Source organism: Sphingobium sp. TomTYG74 (genome assembly GCF_055393875.1).
In genome coordinates this window covers 790,020-811,916 of sequence record NZ_AP027341.1, presented here as the reverse complement: position 1 = coordinate 811,916, position 21,897 = coordinate 790,020, and the positions used below count along the sequence as shown (strand labels likewise).

The 21,897-nt window shown below is 62.2% G+C and carries 19 protein-coding genes; 12 read left to right on the top strand and 7 right to left on the bottom strand.

Features of this window, described 5'->3' with window-relative positions; genetic code table 11:
- Window positions 1-106: 106 nt before the first annotated feature.
- Window positions 107-1,639 (bottom strand): acyl-CoA carboxylase subunit beta, encoded by a 1,533-nt coding sequence (locus tag ACZ5TB_RS04180; RefSeq protein WP_464792482.1) that lies wholly within the window; start codon window positions 1,637-1,639, stop codon window positions 107-109.
- Between the two features lie 123 nt (window positions 1,640-1,762).
- Here ACZ5TB_RS04180 and ACZ5TB_RS04175 point away from each other — a divergent pair, with 123 nt between their 5' ends.
- Both ACZ5TB_RS04175 and ACZ5TB_RS04170 read left to right on the top strand, forming a co-directional pair.
- Window positions 1,763-3,178: a helix-turn-helix domain-containing protein gene (locus tag ACZ5TB_RS04175; protein ID WP_464779505.1), complete on the top strand. Its 1,416-nt coding sequence runs from the start codon at window positions 1,763-1,765 to the stop codon at window positions 3,176-3,178.
- Window positions 3,179-3,250: 72 nt separating this feature from the next.
- Window positions 3,251-3,967: a 2OG-Fe dioxygenase family protein gene (locus ACZ5TB_RS04170; RefSeq protein ID WP_464792122.1), complete on the top strand. Its 717-nt coding sequence runs from the start codon at window positions 3,251-3,253 to the stop codon at window positions 3,965-3,967.
- Window position 3,968: 1 nt separating this feature from the next.
- On the opposite strand, the gene gor is transcribed toward ACZ5TB_RS04170, so the two are convergent.
- Both gor and pgi read right to left on the bottom strand, forming a co-directional pair.
- The gene (gor, locus tag ACZ5TB_RS04165) at window positions 3,969-5,315 is read right to left on the bottom strand and encodes a glutathione-disulfide reductase (protein WP_464792121.1); all 1,347 of its coding nucleotides are present in this window, start codon (window positions 5,313-5,315) and stop codon (window positions 3,969-3,971) included.
- 67 nt (window positions 5,316-5,382) lie between these two features.
- Window positions 5,383-6,888: a glucose-6-phosphate isomerase gene (gene pgi, locus ACZ5TB_RS04160; protein WP_464792120.1), complete on the bottom strand. Its 1,506-nt coding sequence runs from the start codon at window positions 6,886-6,888 to the stop codon at window positions 5,383-5,385.
- A 179-nt stretch (window positions 6,889-7,067) separates the two neighbouring features.
- Between pgi and lepB the strand changes: the two genes are divergently transcribed.
- The 4 genes from lepB (at window position 7,068) to era (ending at window position 9,871) form a co-directional block, all read left to right on the top strand.
- Complete coding sequence (lepB, locus tag ACZ5TB_RS04155; protein ID WP_464792119.1) at window positions 7,068-7,892, top strand: signal peptidase I; 825 nt, start codon at window positions 7,068-7,070, stop codon at window positions 7,890-7,892.
- Window positions 7,847-8,560 carry a ribonuclease III gene (rnc, locus tag ACZ5TB_RS04150; protein WP_464792118.1) on the top strand — a complete coding sequence of 238 codons (714 nt, stop codon included), beginning with the start codon at window positions 7,847-7,849 and terminating at the stop codon, window positions 8,558-8,560. The genes lepB and rnc overlap by 46 nt, the downstream gene beginning before the upstream one ends.
- Window positions 8,561-8,640: 80 nt before the next feature.
- Complete coding sequence (locus tag ACZ5TB_RS04145) at window positions 8,641-8,925, top strand: GIY-YIG nuclease family protein (RefSeq protein ID WP_464792117.1); 285 nt, start codon at window positions 8,641-8,643, stop codon at window positions 8,923-8,925.
- A gap of 37 nt (window positions 8,926-8,962) precedes the next feature.
- Window positions 8,963-9,871 (top strand): GTPase Era, encoded by a 909-nt coding sequence (gene era / locus ACZ5TB_RS04140; protein WP_464792116.1) that lies wholly within the window; start codon window positions 8,963-8,965, stop codon window positions 9,869-9,871.
- 106 nt (window positions 9,872-9,977) lie between these two features.
- Here era and topA read toward each other — a convergent pair whose 3' ends face one another.
- The 3 genes from topA to plsY all read right to left on the bottom strand — a co-directional run bounded on the left by topA (window position 9,978) and on the right by plsY (window position 14,286).
- Window positions 9,978-12,533 carry a type I DNA topoisomerase gene (topA, locus tag ACZ5TB_RS04135; RefSeq protein WP_464792115.1) on the bottom strand — a complete coding sequence of 852 codons (2,556 nt, stop codon included), beginning with the start codon at window positions 12,531-12,533 and terminating at the stop codon, window positions 9,978-9,980.
- Window positions 12,534-12,607: 74 nt separating this feature from the next.
- Window positions 12,608-13,690, bottom strand: a complete 1,083-nt coding sequence (dprA, locus tag ACZ5TB_RS04130; RefSeq protein ID WP_464792114.1) for a DNA-processing protein DprA — start codon at window positions 13,688-13,690, stop codon at window positions 12,608-12,610.
- Window positions 13,687-14,286 carry a glycerol-3-phosphate 1-O-acyltransferase PlsY gene (plsY, locus tag ACZ5TB_RS04125; protein ID WP_464792113.1) on the bottom strand — a complete coding sequence of 200 codons (600 nt, stop codon included), beginning with the start codon at window positions 14,284-14,286 and terminating at the stop codon, window positions 13,687-13,689. Before plsY ends, dprA begins: the two co-directional genes overlap by 4 nt.
- A 164-nt stretch (window positions 14,287-14,450) precedes the next feature.
- On the opposite strand from plsY, the gene murI reads away from it, so the two are divergent.
- From murI to ACZ5TB_RS04105, 4 genes are all read left to right on the top strand, one after another.
- Window positions 14,451-15,254 carry a glutamate racemase gene (gene murI, locus ACZ5TB_RS04120; protein ID WP_464792481.1) on the top strand — a complete coding sequence of 268 codons (804 nt, stop codon included), beginning with the start codon at window positions 14,451-14,453 and terminating at the stop codon, window positions 15,252-15,254.
- 156 nt (window positions 15,255-15,410) lie between these two features.
- Window positions 15,411-16,631 carry a 5-aminolevulinate synthase gene (gene hemA / locus ACZ5TB_RS04115; protein WP_464792112.1) on the top strand — a complete coding sequence of 407 codons (1,221 nt, stop codon included), beginning with the start codon at window positions 15,411-15,413 and terminating at the stop codon, window positions 16,629-16,631.
- Window positions 16,632-16,681: 50 nt separating this feature from the next.
- Window positions 16,682-17,674: a ligase-associated DNA damage response exonuclease gene (locus ACZ5TB_RS04110; protein ID WP_464792480.1), complete on the top strand. Its 993-nt coding sequence runs from the start codon at window positions 16,682-16,684 to the stop codon at window positions 17,672-17,674.
- Window positions 17,675-17,792: 118 nt separating this feature from the next.
- Window positions 17,793-19,376: a cisplatin damage response ATP-dependent DNA ligase gene (locus ACZ5TB_RS04105; protein WP_464792111.1), complete on the top strand. Its 1,584-nt coding sequence runs from the start codon at window positions 17,793-17,795 to the stop codon at window positions 19,374-19,376.
- Here ACZ5TB_RS04105 and ACZ5TB_RS04100 read toward each other — a convergent pair whose 3' ends face one another.
- A complete protein-coding gene (locus ACZ5TB_RS04100; RefSeq protein WP_464792110.1) occupies window positions 19,377-20,051 on the bottom strand; it encodes a DUF2726 domain-containing protein in 675 nt (224 codons plus the stop codon).
- Between the two features lie 112 nt (window positions 20,052-20,163).
- On the opposite strand from ACZ5TB_RS04100, the gene ACZ5TB_RS04095 reads away from it, so the two are divergent.
- Both ACZ5TB_RS04095 and ACZ5TB_RS04090 read left to right on the top strand, forming a co-directional pair.
- Window positions 20,164-20,511, top strand: coding sequence for a GFA family protein (locus ACZ5TB_RS04095; RefSeq protein WP_464792109.1), 348 nt, complete (start codon window positions 20,164-20,166; stop codon window positions 20,509-20,511).
- A 174-nt stretch (window positions 20,512-20,685) separates the two neighbouring features.
- Window positions 20,686-21,891, top strand: a complete 1,206-nt coding sequence (locus ACZ5TB_RS04090) for a saccharopine dehydrogenase family protein (protein WP_464792479.1) — start codon at window positions 20,686-20,688, stop codon at window positions 21,889-21,891.
- The last annotated feature ends 6 nt before the right edge of the window (window positions 21,892-21,897 follow it).

The following is a 21,897-nucleotide window of genomic DNA, read 5'->3' as shown; positions in this document are numbered from 1 at the left end:
CTTCCCTACTTCGTCACCCCAGCGAAAGCTGGGGCCTCGTGCCTTGAAGGTCCAGCCAAGCCGCCTGAGATCCCAGCCTGCGCTGGGATGACGACCTTGCGAGCCATCAAAGCGGAATATTGTCGTGCTTCTTCCACGGATTTTCGAGGCTCTTGTTGCGCAGCTTGCGCAGGCCCAGAGCGATCCGCTTGCGGGTCGAATGCGGCTGGATCACCTCGTCGATGAAGCCCTTGCTCGCCGCCACGAACGGATTGGCGAAGCGGTCCTCATATTCCTTGGTCTTTTCCGCAATCTCTTCGGGCGTCTTGCCACGGAAGATAATCTCGACCGCGCCCTTCGCGCCCATCACCGCGATTTCCGCGGTCGGCCAGGCATAGTTGAGGTCGCCGCGCAGATGCTTGGACGACATAACGTCATAGGCGCCGCCATAGGCCTTGCGCGTGATGACGGTGATCTTCGGCACGGTCGCCTCGGCATAGGCGAACAGCAGCTTCGCGCCATGCTTGATGATGCCCGAATGTTCCTGCGCGGTCCCCGGCAGGAAGCCCGGCACGTCAACGAACGTCACGATCGGAATTTCGAACGCATCGCAGAAGCGGACGAAACGCCCGGCTTTCTTGGACGAGTTTATGTCGAGCACCCCGGCAAGCACCATCGGCTGGTTGGCGATGATGCCGACGGTCTTGCCCTCGATCCGGCCGAAGCCGCAGAGGATGTTGCCCGCATGAGCAGGCTGAACCTCGAAAAAGTCGCCTTCGTCCACGACCTTGCGGATCAGCTCATGCATGTCATAGGGCTGGTTCGCATTGGCCGGGATCAGCGTGTCCAGGCTCTCTTCCATCCGGTCCCACGGATCAGCGCTCGGTCGCTCGGGCACCGGCTCCCTGTTCGACGCGGGCAGGAAGTCCACGAAATCACGGGTCGCCAGCAGCGCCTCGATATCATTCTCAAACGCCACGTCCGCCACGCCTGACTTGGTGGTATGCGTCACCGCACCGCCCAGTTCTTCCTGCGTCACGATCTCGTTGGTGACGGTCTTCACCACATCGGGGCCGGTGACGAACATGAAGCTCGAATCCTTCACCATGAAGATGAAGTCGGTCATGGCAGGCGAATAGACCGCGCCGCCAGCGCACGGCCCCATGATCACGCTGATCTGCGGCACCACGCCGGAGGCAAGCACGTTGCGCTGGAAGATTTCGGCATAGCCAGCGAGCGAAGCCACGCCTTCCTGAATGCGTGCGCCGCCGGAGTCGTTAAGGCCGATCACGGGCGCGCCGACCTTCAGCGCCATGTCCATGATCTTGCAGATCTTCATGGCGTGCCGTTCGGATACCGCACCGCCATAGACCGTAAAATCCTGGCTGAACACGAAGACCAGACGGCCGTTGATCGTGCCCGATCCTGTGACCACGCCGTCGCCCGGAATATGCTGCTCGTTCATGCCGAAGTCGACGCAGTTATGCTCGACATACATGTCGACTTCTTCAAAGCTGTCTTCGTCCAGCAGGACTTCCAGACGCTCCCGCGCGGTCAGCTTGCCCTTGGCATGCTGCGCGTCGATACGGCGCTGACCACCGCCCAGGCGCGCGGCCTCGCGCTTGGCTTCCAGCTGTTCGATAATGGCGAGCTTCGACATATAGAATATCTCTCCGGTGACGACACGGTCGGCTACATCTGCCCCCTTTCCCTTCTTTCGCAATTTTCGCAAATGCAAATTTGCCAATTTGCAAATCACGATTTCGCAAATTATGGGCAGTGGATGGCACGAGGCAATCGTATTTTCGCAGGTCCACGGCTGCGGCAGCTTCGCCTGGACCACCGAATGGACCAGGCCACCATGGCGCAGGCGTTGGGGATTTCCGTCTCTTATCTCAGCCAGCTGGAAAATGACGACCGCCCCCTGACCGCCAAGGTAAAGGCTGCCGTTGCCAGCGCTTTCCCCACTGATTGGGCCAGCTTCGACAGCCGCGAGGAAGAGCAATTGCTCGGCGCCTTCACCTATGCGCTGGCCCATCCCGAACTGCCCGGTCCGCTGATGGAACCGGAGCGGATCGAGAAGCTCCACCTCCAGTTCCCGGAGTTCGCAGCCCGCTATATCGATCTCTACAACGCCCATATGCGCGCCAACGAACGCATCAATATGATCGAGGAGGCGATCGCCAACGATCATGAAGTTCAGGCGCGCCTGCCCTGGGAAGCGGCACGCGACTGGTTTCATGAGGCGGGCAATTATGTCCACGCGCTCGATTGCCTGGCGGAGGACATGGCGTCCAGCTTCACGGCCGGACAGGTTCTGGACGAAGGCATGCTGGTGGAGGCGCTTGCCCGCCGCCACGGCATTGAAACACTGATCGCCGACACGCCCGATTCCGCCCTGCGCGCCTATTCGTCGAACGATCGCCGCCTGTTCGTGAACGCGGCTCTCCCGACGGAAAGCCGCAAGTTCATGCTGTCTCACCAGCTCATGATGCTGGAGGGGCAGGCCGTGATTGCCGACGTCGTGAATCGGGCCGCCTTGCCGGTGGAAGGCGCCGACAGGCTGCTGGCCATCGGTCTCGGCAATTATGCGGCGGGCGCGCTGCTGATGCCCTATGCCCAATTCCGTGCGGCGGCGCGTGAAGTGCGTCATGATATCGACCGGCTGGCCCGCCGTTTCGGTGTGAGTTTTGAACAGGCTTGTCACCGCCTGTCGACCCTTCAACGACCCGGCCTGCGCGGCATCCCCTTCTTCTTCTGCCGCGTCGACATGGCGGGCAACATCACCAAGCGACACAGCGCCACGCGCCTGCAATTCGCCCGTTTCGGTGGCGCCTGCCCCTTGTGGAACGTCCATGAAGCCGTCGCCATACCCGATCGCATCAACGTCCAGCTCGGCGAAACGCCCGACGGGGTGCGGTACGTGTCCATGGCCAAGGGGTTGGTAAAGCCTTCGGGCAGCTATTCACGCACCCCGCGCCGCTACGCCGTTGTTTTGGGATGCGAAGTCGCCCATGCCGCGAACTTCGTCTATGCTGACGGGCTACAGCTAGAGATGGAGGGGGCCGCCACCCCCATCGGCATAACCTGCCGCCTCTGCCCGCGCCAAAGCTGTGACCAGCGCGCCTTCCCGCCCGCCGACCGGCCGATCCGCGTCGATCCGGACAACCGCCAGATCGTGCCCTATTGGATCGGCTGATCCGCCTCGCCAGCACCCAGCTTGCGGAAACTGGCCCTTTGCGGGCTTCGATGGCTGCTTAAGATCGGACTTATGGACCACGGCCTTTTTCACCGCGCCGAATTGCAGGCAGACCTTACACGCGATGGCTTTGCCCGCATCGCCGGACCTCACATGCTGGCGGTGCTGAAAGCCGATGAACCATGCTGGGAGCAATTCGCCGATAGCTGGAACGACCTTGGTCCTGACCTCTACATGGCGGACGGGGGACGTTATCGGCGGCGGCGGCATGCCGCATTTCGCTGTGAGCAGGGACATTTTACGCGCAAGCCACACCAACCGCATTTCCAGAGCCGCGATTACAACCCACTGAACGGCGATGTGCAGCGCTGGTTTGATCCGGTTCATCAGGAGACGATCGACAATCCTGTCATGCAGGCGATCTTCGCCTTTTGCGCGGCGAATTTTGGAGCCGATGTCGCACGGGAGTGGCATGTCGAAATGCATCAGTTCCGCATCGAGACGCGCGAGGAGCATATCGGCCGCCCGACGCCTGAGGGACTCCACCGCGACGGAGTGGACTGGGTCCTCGTGATGCTGATCGAGCGGCGCAATGTGGACGAAGGCGTGACTCGCATCGGCGCGCCGGACGGCACGGCTCTAGGCGAATTCACCCTCGCCCAACCGGGGGACACGGTGCTGATCGACGACCGCCGCATCCTGCATGGCGTCACGGAAATCCACCCCGTAGATCCACGACAAGCCGCGTGGCGCGATGCTTTGGTCGTGACCTTCGCGGCGGCTCGCTGACCTATTTCAGCAGCACCAGTTCCTCAGCCATGCTGGGGTGGAGCGCCACAGTGTCGTCAAACTGCTGCTTGGTCAGTCCCGCTTTCACCGCCACCGCCGCAGCCTGTAAAATCTCCGGTGCATCCGGCCCGATCATGTGCAGCCCGACCACGCGGTTCGTCGTCGCGTCCACCACCATTTTGTACAGCGCGCGTTCATCCCGACCGGCAAGGACGTTCTTCATGGGGCGGAAGTCTGAAGTATAGACCTTCACCGTCCCCAGCTTGTTCTTCGCCTGCGCCTCGGTCAGTCCCACGCCAGCCAGGGGCGGGTGACTGAATACGGCAGACGGGACGCAGTCATAATCCACCGTCCTGGGATTGTCGCCAAACACCGTGTCGGCGAAGGCATGGCCTTCCCGGATGGCGACAGGCGTTAACTGCAGCCGGTCGGTGACGTCGCCGACCGCATAGATGCTCTCGCAACTCGTGCGGCTATATTCATCGACCTTGATCGCCCCCTTGTCGTCCAGCTCCACGCCTGCATTTTCAAGGCCGAGCCCCTCGACATGCGGCTGACGTCCCGTCGCAAACATCACCGTGTCGCAGGCTATGGGATCGCCATTGCTGAAATGCATGCACAGCGTGCCATCCTCATTCTTTTCGATCCGCTCCATCTCCGCATTGAAGCGGAACTGGATGCCTTTCATCGTGGAAATCTGGAGAAGCCGGTCGCGGATCTGTTCGTCATAGCCGCGCAGCAGCGTCGATGACCGGTTGACGATGGTCACATGGCTGCCAAGCTGATGGAAGATGCCCGCAAATTCATTGGCGATATAGCCGCCGCCGACGATCACCATCCGCTTGGGCGCGTCCTCCAGATGAAAGGCTTCGTTGGACGTGATGCCATGCTCCGCTCCTTCCATCTCCGGGATAGCGGGCCAGGCCCCCGTCGCGACCAGGATATATCTGGCGCTGATTTCCCGACCGCTTGAGAGCTTAACCGAATGCGGCCCGGTGATCGTGGCGCGTTCCGCGATCAACTCGACCTTATGGCTCTCGAGCGTGTTCCTGTAGAGCCCTTCCAGCCGATCGACATCGGCCAGCACATTGTCGCGCAGGACTTTCCATTCGAAATCGCAATCGGGGACATGCCAGCCAAAGCGTCGCGCATCCTTCAGATCCTCAGCAAAATGGGCGCCGTAGATCAGGAGCTTCTTGGGCACGCAGCCGCGAATGACGCAGGTGCCGCCGACCCGATATTCCTCGGCGACCGCGACCTTCGCGCCATGCGCCGCCGCCACGCGCGATGCACGCACCCCTCCCGATCCCGCACCAATGACGAAAAGGTCGAAATCGTAGTCGGTCATGCTGTTCTCCGCTGGATGGAGGCCGGATATGGCGGCTATCCAGCGGAGTTACAATCATCTTGGGCCTCTATGCACCGCCCAACGCCAGATCGATCAGTGCCATGGTCGAGGGGTCAAAGCCCTTCGCCCCTTCCGCCTCGATCGACTTGGCGATTTCCTTGCCCAGTTCCACGCCGAATTGATCGAAGGGATTGACCCCCATCAGCACCGCATTGGCAAAGGTGCGATGTTCGTAAAAAGCGATCAGCGCGCCCAAAGCATCGGGCGTCACATCCTCCAGCAGAATAGTGGTGGACGGCCGATTGCCCGGATAGGCGCGAGCGGGATCGTCCGCATTCTCCTTGCCCCGCATCAACGCCGCACCTTGTGCGAAGCAGTTGACCAGCAACGCCTTGTGATGCGCCGGATCCAGGGCATGGCCGGGATCAATCGAGGCGACGAACTCGACGGGCGCCACGATCGTACCCTGATGCAGCAACTGGAACACAGCATGCTGCGCGTCGGTGCCGACGCCACCCCATGTAATCGGTGCCGTCGGCCCATCGACAGGCTGGCCATCGCGCGTCACGCTCTTGCCATTGCTCTCCATCTCCAGCTGCTGGAGATAGGATGGCAGCAGCCGCAGCCGCTCATCATAGGCGAACAAGGCGCGCGTCTGGCACCCCACGACACGCGCATAATATTGGTCCACGAAAGCCGCGATCAGCGGGGCGTTCCGGGCCGGATCGGACAGCCGGAAGTGCCGGTCCATCGCCGCCGCGCCCTCCAGCAGGCTTTCAAACGCATCCCAGCCAAGCGCCAGAGCAGCCGGGAAACCGATGGACGACCAGAGCGAATAGCGCCCGCCTACCGTCTCGGAAAATGGCAGGATGCGCGTTTCGTCCACGCCCCATTCGATCGCCTTGTCAGGATTGGCGGTCAGCGCAATCACCTTGCCATAGGGATCATCCACCCCCGCCTCGACAAGCCAGTTGATCGCGCTCGCGGCGTTCAACATGGTTTCGGTGGTGGTGAAGGTTTTGGACGCAATGGCGATCAGTGTCGCTTCCGGATCAAAGCGCGCGATCGCCCGCTCCAGCGCGGTCCCGTCAACATTGGACACGATCGCCACGTCATAGCGCGCACCGTCGCCGCCCAGCGCGTCGATGATCAGGTCAGGCCCCAGCGCCGACCCGCCGATGCCGATATGCAGGATATGGCGGATCGGGCCTAGCGCCTCCCCCTCGATCGCGTCGATCAGCGCGCGCATGCGGGCGTGCAGCATCTTTGCCCGCGAAACGCTTTCCGCATTGCCTTCGCCACGTTCTGCGGGATGTTCGGCGGCGCGACCTTCGCTATTATTGATTGGCTCGCCCGCGAAAAAGGCGTCACGCCATTTGGCGAAATCCTTCTCCTGCGCCAGCTTCAGAAAGCCGTCCAGCAGATCGCTGGTCAGATGCGTTTTGGACCAGTCGAAACGGATAGGCCCCTGGGTCAGCGTGAACTTGCTCAGCCGGTTCGGGTCCGCCGTGAAGATGGACTTCAATTCGGGCTGCGGGATGGCCGCAATGGCCTCCAGTGCAGGGCTGGTCATGGAAGGGTAAATCCTCATTTTCCGTGGTTAGCGACGACGCCGCACCTGTCGATTCTCCCGTCTCTTACCCAAGCGTAACGGCCAATGCACCGCCCGCTATGCTTGACGGCGGGTTTACAACGCAGCAAAAGCCGCAACGGCCTGTTTTCAAGGCGGATCGAAGGACTAGACAATATAGCATGAGCGCAAAATCCGAAACGCGGGACTTCCTTTGGTTTCTCGCCAAGCTGGCGGTGTTCGTCTTTGTCCTGCGCAGCTTCATCGTATCTCCGTTCAATATACCGTCTGAATCGATGCAGCCCCGCCTGTTGATCGGCGACTATCTGCTCGTTGCCAAATGGCCCTACGGCTATTCGCGCTATTCGCTGCCCTTCAACCTACCGCTGATCCCCGGCCGGATCCTGGCATCCACGCCCCAGCGCGGTGATGTGGTGGTGTTCAAGGCGCCGCCGAGCCAGAAGAATGACTATATCAAGCGGGTGATCGGCCTGCCCGGCGACATGATTTCAGTACGCGGCGGGACGGTTTATCTGAACGGTCAGGCCATTCGGAAACAGAGGGTCGCCGACCTCGTCATCCCCGTCTCACCTAACATGGTCGATGCCGCAGCCAAGGAGGGCAGCCCCTCCCCCTGTTACCGCCCGAAGTTCGAGCAAGATGCGCCAAGCGGCGGGCGTCAGTGCCGTTATCCACAATATCGAGAGACATTGCCCGGCGGCAAAAGCTACAACGTCCTCGACCTCGTCCCCGACGGGGCCGCCGACGATCGCGACACGGTGCTGGTGCCTGAAGGTCATCTATTCATGATGGGCGACAATCGTGATCGCAGCGCGGACAGCCGCTTCCCGGCGGTCGAAGGCGGCGGCATCGGGCTGGTGCCTGAGGAAAATCTGGTTGGAAAGGCGATGATTTCGGTCTTCTCCACCGATGGCAGCGCTAATTGGCTCCTCCCCTGGACATGGTTCACCGCAGCGCGCTGGAACCGCATCGGGGAAGGCTTTTGACGAAGCCCGACACGTCTGGCTGGCTCGCCGGGCTGATCGGACGAGCGCCGAAGGACGAGGCGCCTTTCCGTCAGGCGCTTACCCACGGCAGCGCGAATGCCGTCAATTATGAGCGGTTGGAATTTCTCGGTGACCGGGTGCTCGGCCTGATCGTCTCCGAATGGGTTTATGAGCGTTTTACCGGAGAACCCGAAGGCAAGCTGTCGCGCCGCTTCAACGCGCTGGTGTCGGGTGAGACATGCGCCGAAGTTGCGCGCGCGGCTGGCGTCCCCACGCATCTTATCCTCGGCAAACAAGCCCGCGACGACGGCGCGGCCGACAGCGACAATGTGCTGGGTGACGTCATGGAGGCGCTGATTGGCGCGCTTTATCTGGAAGCAGGCATTGACGATGCCCGCGGGCTAGTGCGTCGTCTCTGGGCCGACCGGGTGGACACGCAGGAAAGCGCGCCAAAGCATCCCAAGTCCACCCTTCAGGAATGGGCCGCCGCCAACCGCCGCAAGCCCCCGGAATATGCGATGACTGACCGCTCCGGGCCACACCATGCGCTGCGCTTCACGGTGACGGTGAGCATCAAGGGCGCAGGTGAAGCAAGCGCGACGGGAGGAAGCAAGCAAGAGGCGGAGACGGCTGCGGCGAAGGCATTGTTGGATAAGCTAAACGGCTGAATCCCGCCCCTCCAACATGCCACCTCACTCCGTTCGCCCTGAGCTTGTCGAAGGGCTCCGCTTCCCTTCTTCAAGCCAACATGCCTTTCTACACCTACATGCTCCACTGCGCAGACCGCAGCTTTTACATCGGCCACACGGACGATCTGCAAACCCGGATCGCTCAGCATGAAGTCGGCGCGATGCCCGGCTACACGCAAAACCGCCGCCCGGTAAAACTGGTCTGGTCGCAGGAGTTCGGAACCCGTATGGAGGCGCTAGAAGCCGAGCGTCAGATCAAGGGCTGGAGCAGAGCCAAAAAGCTCGCTCTGATCCGAGAAGATTGGAGACTAATCTCCACATTGGCGCGCCCAAAATTAAAGTAGAGCCCTTCGACAAGCTCAGGGCGAACGGAGTTTTTGTTTGACGATTGATCCTGAATCCCAACGCTGCGGCGTCATCGCCATAGTCGGCGCCCCCAACGCTGGTAAATCCACGCTGGTCAACGCCCTGGTCGGCCAAAAGGTCGCGATCACCAGCCCCAAGGCGCAGACGACCCGCACCCGCGTCATGGGCGTCGCTATCGAAGGCGACACGCAGATTGTCCTGGTCGACACACCCGGCATCTTCGCACCAAAGCGCCGCCTTGATCGCGCGATGGTTCAGGCCGCATGGGGCGGCGCGCAGGGCGCTGACCTGATCGCATTGATCGTCGATGGGAAGGCGGGCCTCGGCTCAAAGATGGAGCCGATCATCGAGGCGCTGACACATCGGCCCGAACGCAAATGGCTGATCCTCAACAAGGTCGATATCGCCATCAAGGAGAAGCTGCTGGTCCACACCCAGAAGCTTTATGAACGGATTGGCTTCGAAGAGACATTCTTTATCAGCGCCACGACGGGCGATGGCCTGCCCGAGCTCAAGACCGCTTTCGCCAATGCCATGCCCGAAGGCCCCTGGCACTTCCCGGAAGATCAGGTCTCCGACGCAACCGATCGCATGCTGGCCGCCGAAATCACGCGCGAGCAGCTTTATCACCAGCTCCACGCCGAACTGCCTTACGCGGCCGCAGTCGATACGGAACAGTATAAGGAACGCGAGGACGGATCGGTCGAAATCCATCAGCAGATCCTTGTCGGCCGTTCCAGCCAGCGTGCCATCGTGCTCGGCAAGGGTGGCCAGCGCCTCAAGGAAATCGGCTCAAAAGCCCGCGCCGAACTGGCGCAGCTACTGGGTGTCAAGGTCCACCTCTACCTCCACGTCAAGGTGAAGGAAGATTGGGAGGACGACCGCTTCATCTACCGCGACATCGGGCTTGATTGGGTGGAGTAGCGCTCATCTATCCCCGTTCGCCCTGAGCCTGTCGAAGGGCTCTTCTTCCTTTCAAAAAAGTAAGAGGCTTCGACAAGCTCAGCCCGAACGGGAGGTGGGGGGAGATCTATTCCGCCGCCGCCTTCTTCTTCGCGGGCGCCTTCTTGGCAGCAGGCTTCTTCGCCGCAGCCTTCTTGGGCGCCGCCTTCTTCTTACCCTTCTTCGCAGGCGCTGCAGCCGCCCGCGCGTCGATCAACTGCGCCGCTTCCTCCAGCGTCAATGCATCCTGCTCGATCGTCTTGGGCAAGGTCGCATTGGTCGTGCCGTCGGTGACATAAGGGCCATAACGCCCCGCCATCAGCTTGATCTCCGCCTCGGTACGCGGATGCTTGCCCAGCACCTTCAAAGGCTCACGCGAGGCGCCACCGCGCCCGCCCTTGTTCGCCGCGTCCGCCAGCTTGGCGACGGCGCTATTCATCCCCACCTCGAAAATCTCGGCGGTGGAGGACAGCCGACCATATTTGCCGTCATGCAGCAGATAAGGCCCAAAGCGTCCGATATTCGCTACGATCGGCTTGCCCGTTTCCGGATGCAGCCCGACCTCACGGGGAAGGCTCAATAGCTTCACCGCCCAATCCAGCGTCATTTCGCCATCAGGCAGGTCCTTGGGAATCGATCCGCGCTTGGCCTCCTTCCCCTCGCCCATTTCGATATAGGGACCAAAGCGTCCAGACTTGCGCACGATGTCCTGCCCGGTTTCGGGATGCTGCCCCAGCACCTCCGGCCCCTTGTCCTCACCGCCATCGCTGCCGCCCGGTTGCCCGAACTTGCGCGTAAATTTGCACTCCGGATAGTTGGAGCAGGCGATGAACGCGCCGAACCGGCCGCCACGCAATGCCAGCTGTCCGTCGCCGCACATCGGGCAGGCGCGCGGGTTGCTGCCGTCAGCCTTCGGCGGGAACAGCATCGGTTCCAGGAACTTGTCCAGCTCCGCCGTGATGTCCGACGGCTTCTGCTCCATGACCTCGGCGGTCTTGGGCTTGAAGTCGCGCCAGAAGGCTTCCAAAACGGCCTGCCATTGCGCCCGGCCGCCCGAAATTTCGTCCAGCTCGTCCTCAAGGCCCGCCGTGAAATCGTAGCTGACATAACGCTCAAAGAAGCGCTCCAGGAACGCCGTCACCAGCCGTCCGCTTTCCTCGGCGAAGAAGCGGTTCTTTTCCACCCGCACATAGTCGCGGTCCTTGAGAACCTGCAGAGTCGAGGCGTAGGTGGAAGGTCGCCCGATCCCCAGTTCCTCCAGCTTCTTGACCAGCGATGCTTCCGAATAACGCGGCGGCGGCTGGGTGAAATGCTGTTCCGCCGTCACCTTCTTCTTGGCAGGCGCATCGCCCGCCACGAGACGCGGCAGCAGCTTGCTGTCGTCATCCTCGGCATCATCGCGCCCTTCTTCGTAGAGCGCGAGGAAGCCCGGAAAGATCACCACCTGACCTGTCGCGCGCAGCGCGTGCTGCCCGGTGCCATCGACCAGATCGATCACCGTCCGCTCCAGCCGCGCCGAAGCCATCTGGCTCGCCAGCGCCCGCTTGAAGATCAGGTCATACAGCCGCGCATGATCGCCCGAACCAACCTTGTCCCGTCCGAACTCCGTCGGGCGAATGGCCTCGTGCGCTTCCTGCGCGTTCTTGGCCTTGGTCTGATATTGGCGCGGCTTCTCCGGCAGATAGCCGCCATCATAGCGCTCTGCGATCGCCTTGCGCGCCGCCGAAATGGCGCTGCCATCCATCTGCACGCCATCGGTACGCATGTAAGTGATCGCGCCATCCTCATAGAGCTGCTGCGCGATCCGCATCGTGTGGCTGGCGGAGAAGCCGAGCTTGCGCGCGGCCTCCTGCTGCAATGTCGACGTCGTGAACGGCGCGGGAGGATTGCGCGAAACGGGCTTCGTCTCGACCTTCTCGACGGTGAAGCGCCCGGCCTCCACGTCCGCCTTCGCGGCCATGGCGTCGCCTTCCTTGCCGATGGTCAGCCGGTCGATCTTCTCGCCCTTCCAACGCACCAACCGCGCGGTAAAGCCCTGCCCCCCCTGCTCCATCTCAGCCGCGACCGACCAATATTCCTGAGCGACGAAGCTCTCAATCTCACGCTCGCGATCAACGACAAGACGCAGCGCGACCGATTGCACACGCCCCGCCGACTTGGCCCCTGGCAGCTTGCGCCACAGCACGGGCGAAAGTGTAAAGCCCACCAGATAGTCAAGCGCCCGCCGCGCCCGATAGGCGTCGATCAAATCCTCATCCAGCGCGCGAGGCTTCGCCATCGCGTCCAGCACTGCGGCCTTCGTGATCGCGTTGAAAGTCACCCGGTCCACGGTCGCGGGCAGCGCCTTCTTCGCGCGCAGCACTTCCTGCACATGCCAGCTGATCGCCTCCCCTTCGCGATCAGGGTCAGTCGCCAGGATCAAGCGCGTCGCCTTCTTCGCCTCATCGGCGATGGCTTTCAGCTGCTTGCCCTTGTCCCCATAATTTTCCCACGACATCGCAAAGCCATTGTCGGGGTCCACTGACCCGTCCTTCGGCGGCAAATCGCGGATATGGCCATAGCTGGCGAGGACGTGGAAATCGCCGCCCAGATATTTCTCGATGGTCTTCGCCTTGGCTGGCGATTCAACGATGACAAGCTGCATTCATGCCCCGGTTTTTGAGTTCTCTCACGTACACGCGCGAGTCTGGAAGGCGGCGGTGCCCTGCGTCAAGAGCATCACGACAGGCTTACCTTGCCGCCCGCATGACGTTCCAGCCGACCGGCCAGTTCCAACTCCAGCAGCACGGTCTGAACGATGGCAGGGCTGAGATTAGAAAGGCGAATGACCTCATCGACAGGCGCCGACGCATGGCCGAGCAGACCCAGAACGATCTCCCGCTCCTGCCCCGCCACATCCGACGAGACCGGCGCGCCGCTAAAGTCGAGCCGCCCCTGCCGCACCATGCGCGCGTCGATGCCTCCAATTGCCTCGATCACGTCCGCGCCATTCTGCACCAGCGTTGCACCTTCGCGAATCAGGTGATTGCATCCTTGCGCCCGTGGATCAGCTGGCGATCCCGGCACCGCCATGACCTCCCGCCCGGCCTCGACAGCCAGTCGCGCGGTGATGAGCGATCCGGACTTCGGCGCCGCTTCCACGACCACCGTCCCTGCCGCCAATCCAGCGATAATGCGATTACGCGCCGGAAAGTGACGCGCGAGCGGCTGCGTTCCGGGAGGATGCTCGGTAACCAGCAGACCCTCATTCGCCACCTGCTCCTGCAAGTCGCCATTTTCTGGCGGAAACACGACATCGATACCGCAGGCGATGACCGCGATCGTCCCGGTTCCCACCGACCCTTGATGCGCGGCCGTATCGATACCCCTCGCAAGGCCCGACACCACCACCGCGCCCTGCTGTCCCAATTCCTGCGCCAGCGTCCGCGCGAAACGGCAGGCGGCGGCGGAGGCATTTCGCGCACCCACAATGGCCACGCACTGCCGCCCGGTCAGCCCAACATCGCCGCGCACGATCAATGCAGGCGGCGAACCATCCATCTGTTCCAGCAGAAAGGGATAGTCCTGATCCCCCATCAACAAATAGCGCGCGCCGAGCGCCCGGCTGCGGGCAATCTCCTGCTCGACGGCGCCTGCGTCCGCCACAGCCGCCTTCCCGCCGCCTCTTGCAGCAAGCTCCGGCACCGCCCGCAAAGCCTCTCCCGCCTTTCCGAAGCGCGCCATCAACTGCCGGAAAGTAACCGGCCCGATGCGGGGCGAACGGATCAGGCGGAGGCGATCAAACCGCTCCTGCTCGCTCACCCTTTGGCAGCCCCGATCTTGGGTTCGGTCCCCTTAGCAAGCCGCGCGATATTGGCCCGGTGCCGCCACAGCAGGATCAGCGTCATTGCCAACGCTACAGGAACCAGATCAAACCGCCCCATGAACCACAGCGCGACCGGAGCGCTGATCCCCGCCGCCATGCCTCCAACTGAAGACCATTTCGTCCCGAACAGCGCGCCCAGCCATACAAGCGCGAACACTATTCCCGCAGGCCAGTGCAGCGCGGTCACCACGCCCATCATCGTCGCCACGCCCTTGCCCCCCGCAAAGCGCAGCCACACCGGATAGCAATGCCCGATAAAGGCCATCGCCCCCGCCATCGGCCCGCCATTGTCGATCAACGCCGCGCCGATCAGGACGGCCGCCGCGCCCTTTAGCAGGTCAAGCAGCAAGGTCGCTGCCGCCAACCCCTTGCGCCCCGTCCGCAGCACGTTGGTCGCACCGATATTGCCCGACCCGATCTGCCGCAAATCCCCGGCGCCGGTGACGCGCGTCAGCAGGAGGCCAAAGGGAATGGACCCCAGCAGATAGGATATCAGCAGGACGAATGTGGGAAGTAGCCAGGGAGGGTTCATGATCTCGCCGAAATGATTGCGGCGCGACCATAGCGTTGCCGCCGTGGGGGGCAATGGCGAAGCTGCCCCAACCGAAACAAATCCTCCCCACGCCTTCGGCGCAGGGCGGATCAGGAGACCCCAATATTGACAGCCTCATCCTCACCCGCGACATGTGCGCCATAATGAAGGTCGCCGCATCAGCCCCCCTGCTCTTCTTCGATTCCGGCGTCGGCGGGCTCTCCATCCTCGCGCCAGCACGTACAGCGTTGCCCAGCGCCCCTATCGTCTATGCCGCCGACAGCGCAGGCTTCCCCTATGGAACGAAGAGCGAGGCAGAGATCGCCGCTCGCGTGCCCGCGCTGCTCGGCCGCCTGGTCGAACGCTTCCGCCCGCGCCTTGCCGTGATCGCCTGCAACACCGCCTCGACCATCGCGCTCTCCGCTGTCCGTGCTGCGCTCGACATCCCCGTCGTCGGCACCGTCCCCGCTATCAAGCCCGCCGCGCTTCTTTCCAAAAGTCGCGTATTCGGCGTGCTAGGCACCGATGCCACCGTGCGCCAGCCCTATGTCGATCGCCTAACGGCCGAGTTCGGAGCAGACTGCACCGTCCTGCGTCACGGTTCCGCTGCCCTTGTGCAGTTGGCCGAAGCCAAGCTGCGCCGCGAGCCTTTAAACCCCGCTATCGCCCGCGACGCTCTCGCTGGTCTTCTCGATCAGCCCGGCGGCGACCTTATGGATACGGTCGTCCTCGCCTGCACGCACTTCCCGCTGGTGGAGGCGGAACTCGCGGCCGCCGCACCCAGGCCCCTCACCTTCGTCCACGGCGGGGAAGGCATCGCGCGCCGCATCGCCTACCTCACACAAGGGCAGGATTGGCCAGCTTCCCGCCCGTCCGGAAAAGCCGTGTTCACGCGCCTGGACAATAGCGTCGCGGCGCTCGCTCCCGCACTCGCCGACTTCGGCCTCACCCAGATGGAAGCGCTGTGAAGGGGTGGGACCTTTAGTCCACTCCCAACTTCCGCTATCATCGTGATAGGTAATTCTCCCTAACGCTGCGAACGGTTATCGCTGGTAATGAAGCGCGGCAGCAGGTAAACGGCCCGCAAGAGGGGAATGCGGGCCACTAAGGGACTAGGGCGTTACGTGAACTACAAGCATATCTTCGCGCAGGCGATCGACCGGCTTCACAGCGAAGGCCGCTACCGCGTGTTCATCGATATCCTGCGGAACAAGGGTGCCTTCCCTAACGCCCGCTGCTTCCATGGCCATAATGGCCCGAAGCCGATCACCGTCTGGTGCTCCAACGACTATCTCGCCATGGGGCAACATCCCAAGGTCGTCGCCGCCATGGAAGAGGCGCTGCACGATGTCGGCGCAGGCTCCGGCGGCACCCGCAACATCGGCGGCAACACTCATTATCACGTCGATCTGGAAGCTGAACTGGCTGATCTGCATGGCAAGGAAGCGGCTCTACTCTTCACGTCCGGCTATGTGTCGAACGAAGCGGCACTTTCCACTCTCGCCAAGCTGCTTCCCGGCTGCATCGTCTTTTCCGACGAACTGAACCACGCCTCGATGATCGCGGGCATCCGCAACTCGGGCTGCGAAAAGCGCGTTTTCCGCCACAATGACGTCGATCATCTGCGCGAACTGCTCGCCGCAGAAGATCCCGACGCGCCCAAGCTGATCGCCTTTGAAAGCGTCTATTCGATGGACGGCGACGTCGCCCCCATCGCCGAAATCTGCGACCTGGCCGATGAATTCAACGCGCTCACCTATCTGGACGAAGTGCATGCGGTCGGCATGTACGGCGCGCATGGCGGGGGCATTTCCGAACGTGACGATGTCGCGCATCGCCTGACGATCATCGAAGGCACGCTGGGCAAGGCTTTCGGCGTCATGGGCGGCTATATCACGGCCGACCAGATGATCGTCGATGTGATCCGCAGCTACGCGCCCGGCTTCATCTTCACCACGTCACTCTCGCCCGTCCTCGTCGCGGGCGTCCTCGCGAGTGTCCGCCACCTCAAGCAGTCGAACGAAGAGCGCGAAGGCCAGCAGGTCGCCGCTGCGACGCTCAAACGTTTGATGGCGGAATCGGGCTTGCCGGTCATGCCGTCCGTCACCCACATCGTCCCGCTGATGGTCGGCGACCCAGTCAAGGCCAAGCGGATCAGTGACATCCTGCTCGCCGAATATGGCGCCTATGTGCAGCCAATCAATTACCCCACCGTCCCACGCGGCACCGAGCGGCTGCGCTTCACGCCCGGCCCGGCGCATACCGTGGAGATGATGCAGGACCTGGTTCAGGCGCTGGTCGAAATCTGGGATCGGCTGGAGCTGGAACTTAAGAAGGCCGCCTGACCGGACCTCTTGCGGAACAATAGGGGCATTTCCCATCTTCTTGGATGGATATGCCCCACTGGATCGAACCGCACCCCACCGGAATATACGTCCGCCCCGCTGACGCCTGGATCGATCCATCACAGCCAGCCGAACGCGCGCTCGTCACCCACGGTCACGCCGACCACGCGCGCGGCGGCCACGGCCATGTCTGGGCGACCCAAGAAACCCTCGCCATCATGACCCTGCGCTACGGAACGGCCAGCGGCACCCCCGTCGGCTATGGCGAGCAAGTCCGCATGGGCGGCGTCGATATATCCTACATCCCCGCCGGCCACGTCCTCGGCTCCGCGCAAATCCTGCTCGAACATGCAGGGGAGCGCGTCATCGTCACCGGTGACTATAAGCGCCGTCCCGACCCCACCTGCAAGCCGTTCGAGCCAGTCCCCTGCGACATCTTCGTCACCGAAGCGACCTTCGGCCTCCCCGTCTTCCGCCATCCCGATACCGGCAGCGAAGTCGATCGCCTTCTGGCCGCACTTCACGCCCACCCCGACCGCTGCGTCCTCGTCGGCGCCTATGCGCTGGGCAAAGCCCAACGCCTGATCTGCGAAGTCCGAGCGCGCGGGCATCATAACCCAATCTACATCCACGGCGCGATGGAGCGCATGTGCGCCCTCTATCAGGATTTCGGCATCGATCTCGGCAAACTCCGCCCCGCCACCGGCGTCCCGGCGAAGGAGATGCGCGGCCACCTCATCGTTTCGCCCCCTTCCGCCCTCAACGACCGCTGGAGCCGCCGCCTGCCCGATCCAATCACCGCCATGGCATCAGGCTGGATGCGCGTGCGCCAGCGCGCGCGACAGAAGAATGTCGAACTCCCCCTCGTCATTTCCGACCATGCCGACTGGGACGAGTTGACCAGCACCATCCGCGAAGTCGCGCCCACCGAAACCTGGATCACCCACGGCCGCGAGGAAGCCCTGCTCCACTGGTGCATGACCCACCAGATGCGCGCCCGAGCGCTGGAACTGGTCGGCCGCGAAGATGAGGATGAGGGGTGATGATCACCAAACGCCCCCTATCGCCGTTCGCCCTGAGCCTGTCGAAGGGCTTTTCTTTCTTGAAGAGAAGTAAAGGGCTTCGACAAGCTCAGCCCGAACGGAAGAGAGGTTTCATTTTGTGAGACAATTCTCCCAACTCCTGGACGGCCTCGTCTACACCCGCTCCCGCAACGGCAAGCTGGACCTCATCGCCCGCTACATGCGCGAAGCCCCTGATCCCGATCGAGGCTGGGCACTCGCCGCCCTAACCGGCAATCTCGACATAAAAGCCGTCAAAGCCTCCGCCATCGGAGAGATGATCCGCGCCCGCACCGACCCCGTCCTCTTCGAAATGAGCCGCGACTATGTCGGCGACCTCGCCGAAACCGTCGCCCTTCTCTGGCCCAAGCGCGAAGACCAACCCGCAGAAATAGGCGACGCCACCCTCACCCTCTCCGCCATCATCGACCGCCTGCACAGCGTCAGCCGAGCCGCAGCCCCAGCCACCCTCGCCCAAATGATGGACCACCTGGACGCGTCCGGCCGCTTCGCCCTCCTCAAGCTCGCCACCGGAGGCCTGCGCGTCGGCATCTCCGCCCGCCTCGCCAAGACCGGCTTCGCCCAAGCCTTCAACCTCGACGTCGATGATGTGGAGGAATGCTGGCACGCCCTCAGCCCACCCTACACAGCCCTGTTCGACTGGGCCGAAGGCAAGTCCGACCGCCCCGACCCCGCAGGCACCCCCTTCTTCCGCCCCTTCATGCTCGCCCACCCGCTGGAGGCCGACAGCGTGGACCTGACCCACTATGCCGCCGAATGGAAATGGGACGGCATCCGCATCCAGATCGTCGGGACCGGCGAGCAGACCCGCCTCTACAGCCGCGCCGGGGATGACATCACCGGCAGCTTTCCCGAAATCGCTCAAGCCTTCACCGCCCACGCAGTCCTCGACGGCGAACTCCTCGTCAAAGGCGAATTTCAGGGGGGCGAGGCGGCCAGCTTCAACGCCCTCCAGCAACGCCTCGGCCGCAAGGCGGTGACGGCCAAGATGATGGCCGACTACCCCGCCTTCGTCCGCCTCTACGACATCCTCCTCCACGCCGACGAAGACCTCCGCGCCCTGCCGTGGGATCAACGCCGCCCCCGCCTCGAAGCCGTCGTCCCGACCCTCAACCCCGACCGCTTCGACATATCCGCCCTAATCGAAGCGCCAGACTTCGAAAGCCTCGCCGAAATTCGCGCAGGCGCCCGCGACGCCGCCATCGAAGGCGTGATGCTCAAGCGCCGCGACAGCCCCTATGTCGCCGGACGCAAGGCCGCGCTCTGGTATAAATGGAAACGCGATCCCCTGACCGCCGACTGCGTGATGATGTACGCCCAGCGCGGCCACGGCAAACGCTCGTCCTTCTATTCGGACTACACCTTCGGCTGCTGGACGGAAGAAGGCGAACTGCTCCCCGTCGGCAAAGCCTATAGCGGCTTCACCGACGAGGAACTGAAATGGTTAGACCGCTTCGTGCGCACCAACACGGTCAACCGCTTCGGCCCCGTCCGCGAGGTGGAAAAGTCACTGGTGCTGGAAGTCGCCTTCGACAGCATCCACGACAGCAAACGGCACAAGTCCGGGCTGGCGATGCGCTTCCCGAGGATAGCCCGAATCAGGCGGGATAAGCCTGCGGGGGAGGCGGATACTGTCGAGGGGTTGAAGAGGTTGGTGAGTTAGTCAGGCGGCAGGAGGCGCCGGTTTCATTTTATGCTCATTGGCCAGCTTGCGAACCATATCCCGCACCTCTGCTGGAGTGTTCCCGCTGACCACTTCCACATACCCAATGCCAGCGCGACGCAAGGCTTCCTTCTTTATAGCATCTCTCGCGGCGGTTTCCGGACTGCCGTGATGACCCGTACCTTGAAACTCGACGGCATGTAGCGGTCGGCAGTCGCGGTCGACAATCAGCAAATCCACTCTCTTGGCATTGATTGCCCAGAAAGCGTCTTTATCCCGGCTATAGAGAATTTCGCCCAGGGACACTTGGCCCATTGCGCGCCATCCCGGACACTCATCGGCGAGCACCTGATCAATGCAGCCAAGTAAGCGGCGCTCAGGCTTGTTGAGTAGCGCGCGCCACTGAAAATCTGCGTTCATGACCACTTTCAGTTGGTCAGCCGCCATTTGCGTTGAATCTTGTGATCGAGCAGCTTCCACTGGAATAGCCGAGGGAAACCGGGTTTTCGAAGCCCGCGACTTGGTGGAATTTCGCCCACGCCAATATGCCCGCCGCTTATCCCGATCTATGGCAGCAAATGTCTTTTCAAACGCGACACCGATTATAGCGCCAACCGCCAAAACGGCAAAAAGCGTAACCGGCATATCGAGCATGGCATCGAGTTCTTTTAACATGGCACCCCGAGGTCGATCCCAAACAAGAATGAAGTTAATATGATTGCCGCGTCAATGACCGTGAACTGGTCCAACTGAAGTTGCTGGTCAACCACGTGAAAGGAGAGCCCCCATGCCCTACACCGGAAGCTGCCACTGCGGCGCGGTCACCTTCACCGTAGCCGCCGACGCGCCCACCGAGGCCATGTCCTGCAACTGCTCCCATTGCAGCCGCAAGGGCTTCCTCCTCACCTTCGTGCCCGCCGACCAGTTCACCCTCGGCAGCGGCAAGGACAAGCTGACCGACTATCAATTCTACAAGCACCAGATCACCCACCGCTTCTGCAACATCTGCGGCACGCAATCCTTCGCGGAAGGCGATTCCGCGAACGGCCCGATCCGCGCCGTCAATCTGCGCTGCGTGCCCTCGGTGGAAATAGACGCGCTCACGATCAACAAGGTCGACGGCGCGAGCTTCTAGCCCCCCCTCCGTTCGTTTCGAGCGTAGTCGAGAAACGGCAAGCGCAAACATGTCATTTCTCGACTTCGCTCGAAACGAACGGCGGTAGCTTATGTCTGACTTTGCGCTGTCACGCTCACCCCCTATATGGGCGCTTTCGCGCAACGGGCGCGCTTCACCTATGGAGCAGTGGAATTGAGCAAGGTTCTGGTCATCGGCGCGGGCGGCGTCGGGTCTGTCGCGGTTCACAAGATGGCGATGAATCCTGACATTTTCAGCCATATCACGCTCGCCAGCCGCCGCCTCATCAGCTGCGAAAAGGTCGCCGAATCGGTGAAGGCTCGCACCGGCGTCACCATCGACGTGGCGCAGGTCGATGCCGACAATGTCGCGGAAACCATTGCGCTCATCGAGAAGGTTCAGCCCAAGCTGGTCGTCAATCTGGCCCTGCCCTATCAGGACTTGGCGATCATGGAGGCCTGCCTCGCGACCAAGACCGACTATCTCGACACCGCCAATTACGAACCGCGCGACACGCCCAAGTTCGAATATAGCTGGCAGTGGGCCTATCAGGATCGTTTCAAGGAAGCAGGCATCATGGCGCTGCTCGGCTCCGGTTTCGACCCCGGCGTCACCAGCGTTTTCGCATCCTACATCAAGAAGCATCTGCTCGACCGGATCGACACGCTCGACATTCTGGACTGCAATGGCGGCGACCACGGCCAGCATTTCGCCACCAACTTCAACCCGGAAATCAACATCCGCGAAGTGACCGCCCCCTCGCGCCACTGGGAAGGCGGCAAGTGGGTCGAAGGCCCGGCGCTCAAGCACAAGCAGGTCTTCGACTTCGATCAGGTCGGCGAAAAGAACATGTACCTCATGTATCATGAGGAACTGGAAAGCCTCGCCAAACATTATCCCGAAATCAAGCGCATCCGCTTCTGGATGACCTTCGGCGACGCTTATCTGAAGCATCTTGAAGTGCTCCAGAATGTCGGCATGACCCGCATCGATCCGGTGATCTACAATGGCCAGGAGATCATTCCGCTCCAGTTCCTGAAGGCCGTTCTGCCCGAACCGTCAAGCCTCGGCTCCACGACCAAGGGCAAGACCAACATCGGCGACATCGCGACCGGCGTGAAGGATGGCAAGCAGAAGACCGTCTATGTCCTCAACGTCTGCGACCATGAAGACGCCTATGCCGAAACCGGCAATCAGGCGGTCAGCTACACCACCGGCGTCCCCGCGATGATCGGCGCCGCCATGATGCTGACCGGCGCATGGAAGGGCGAAGGCGTGTTCAATATCGAACAGTTCGATCCCGATCCCTTCATGGACATGCTGAACAAGCACGGCCTGCCCTGGCAGGTGAAGGAACTGGACAAGCCACTGGATTTCTAATCCTAA

Bases quoted from the DNA above. Each gene is read 5' to 3' on its own strand.
- ACZ5TB_RS04180 (WP_464792482.1), bottom strand. From the start codon at position 1,639: ATGTCGAAGCTCGCCATTATCGAACAGCTGGAAGCCAAGCGCGAGGCC.
- ACZ5TB_RS04175 (WP_464779505.1), top strand. From the start codon at position 1,763: ATGGCACGAGGCAATCGTATTTTCGCAGGTCCACGGCTGCGGCAGCTT.
- ACZ5TB_RS04170 (WP_464792122.1), top strand. From the start codon at position 3,251: ATGGACCACGGCCTTTTTCACCGCGCCGAATTGCAGGCAGACCTTACA.
- gor (WP_464792121.1), bottom strand. From the start codon at position 5,315: ATGACCGACTACGATTTCGACCTTTTCGTCATTGGTGCGGGATCGGGA.
- pgi (WP_464792120.1), bottom strand. From the start codon at position 6,888: ATGACCAGCCCTGCACTGGAGGCCATTGCGGCCATCCCGCAGCCCGAA.
- lepB (WP_464792119.1), top strand. From the start codon at position 7,068: ATGAGCGCAAAATCCGAAACGCGGGACTTCCTTTGGTTTCTCGCCAAG.
- rnc (WP_464792118.1), top strand. From the start codon at position 7,847: ATGGTTCACCGCAGCGCGCTGGAACCGCATCGGGGAAGGCTTTTGACG.
- ACZ5TB_RS04145 (WP_464792117.1), top strand. From the start codon at position 8,641: ATGCCTTTCTACACCTACATGCTCCACTGCGCAGACCGCAGCTTTTAC.
- topA (WP_464792115.1), bottom strand. From the start codon at position 12,533: ATGCAGCTTGTCATCGTTGAATCGCCAGCCAAGGCGAAGACCATCGAG.
- plsY (WP_464792113.1), bottom strand. From the start codon at position 14,286: ATGAACCCTCCCTGGCTACTTCCCACATTCGTCCTGCTGATATCCTAT.
- murI (WP_464792481.1), top strand. From the start codon at position 14,451: ATGAAGGTCGCCGCATCAGCCCCCCTGCTCTTCTTCGATTCCGGCGTC.
- ACZ5TB_RS04110 (WP_464792480.1), top strand. From the start codon at position 16,682: ATGCCCCACTGGATCGAACCGCACCCCACCGGAATATACGTCCGCCCC.
- ACZ5TB_RS04100 (WP_464792110.1), bottom strand. From the start codon at position 20,051: ATGTTAAAAGAACTCGATGCCATGCTCGATATGCCGGTTACGCTTTTT.
- ACZ5TB_RS04095 (WP_464792109.1), top strand. From the start codon at position 20,164: ATGCCCTACACCGGAAGCTGCCACTGCGGCGCGGTCACCTTCACCGTA.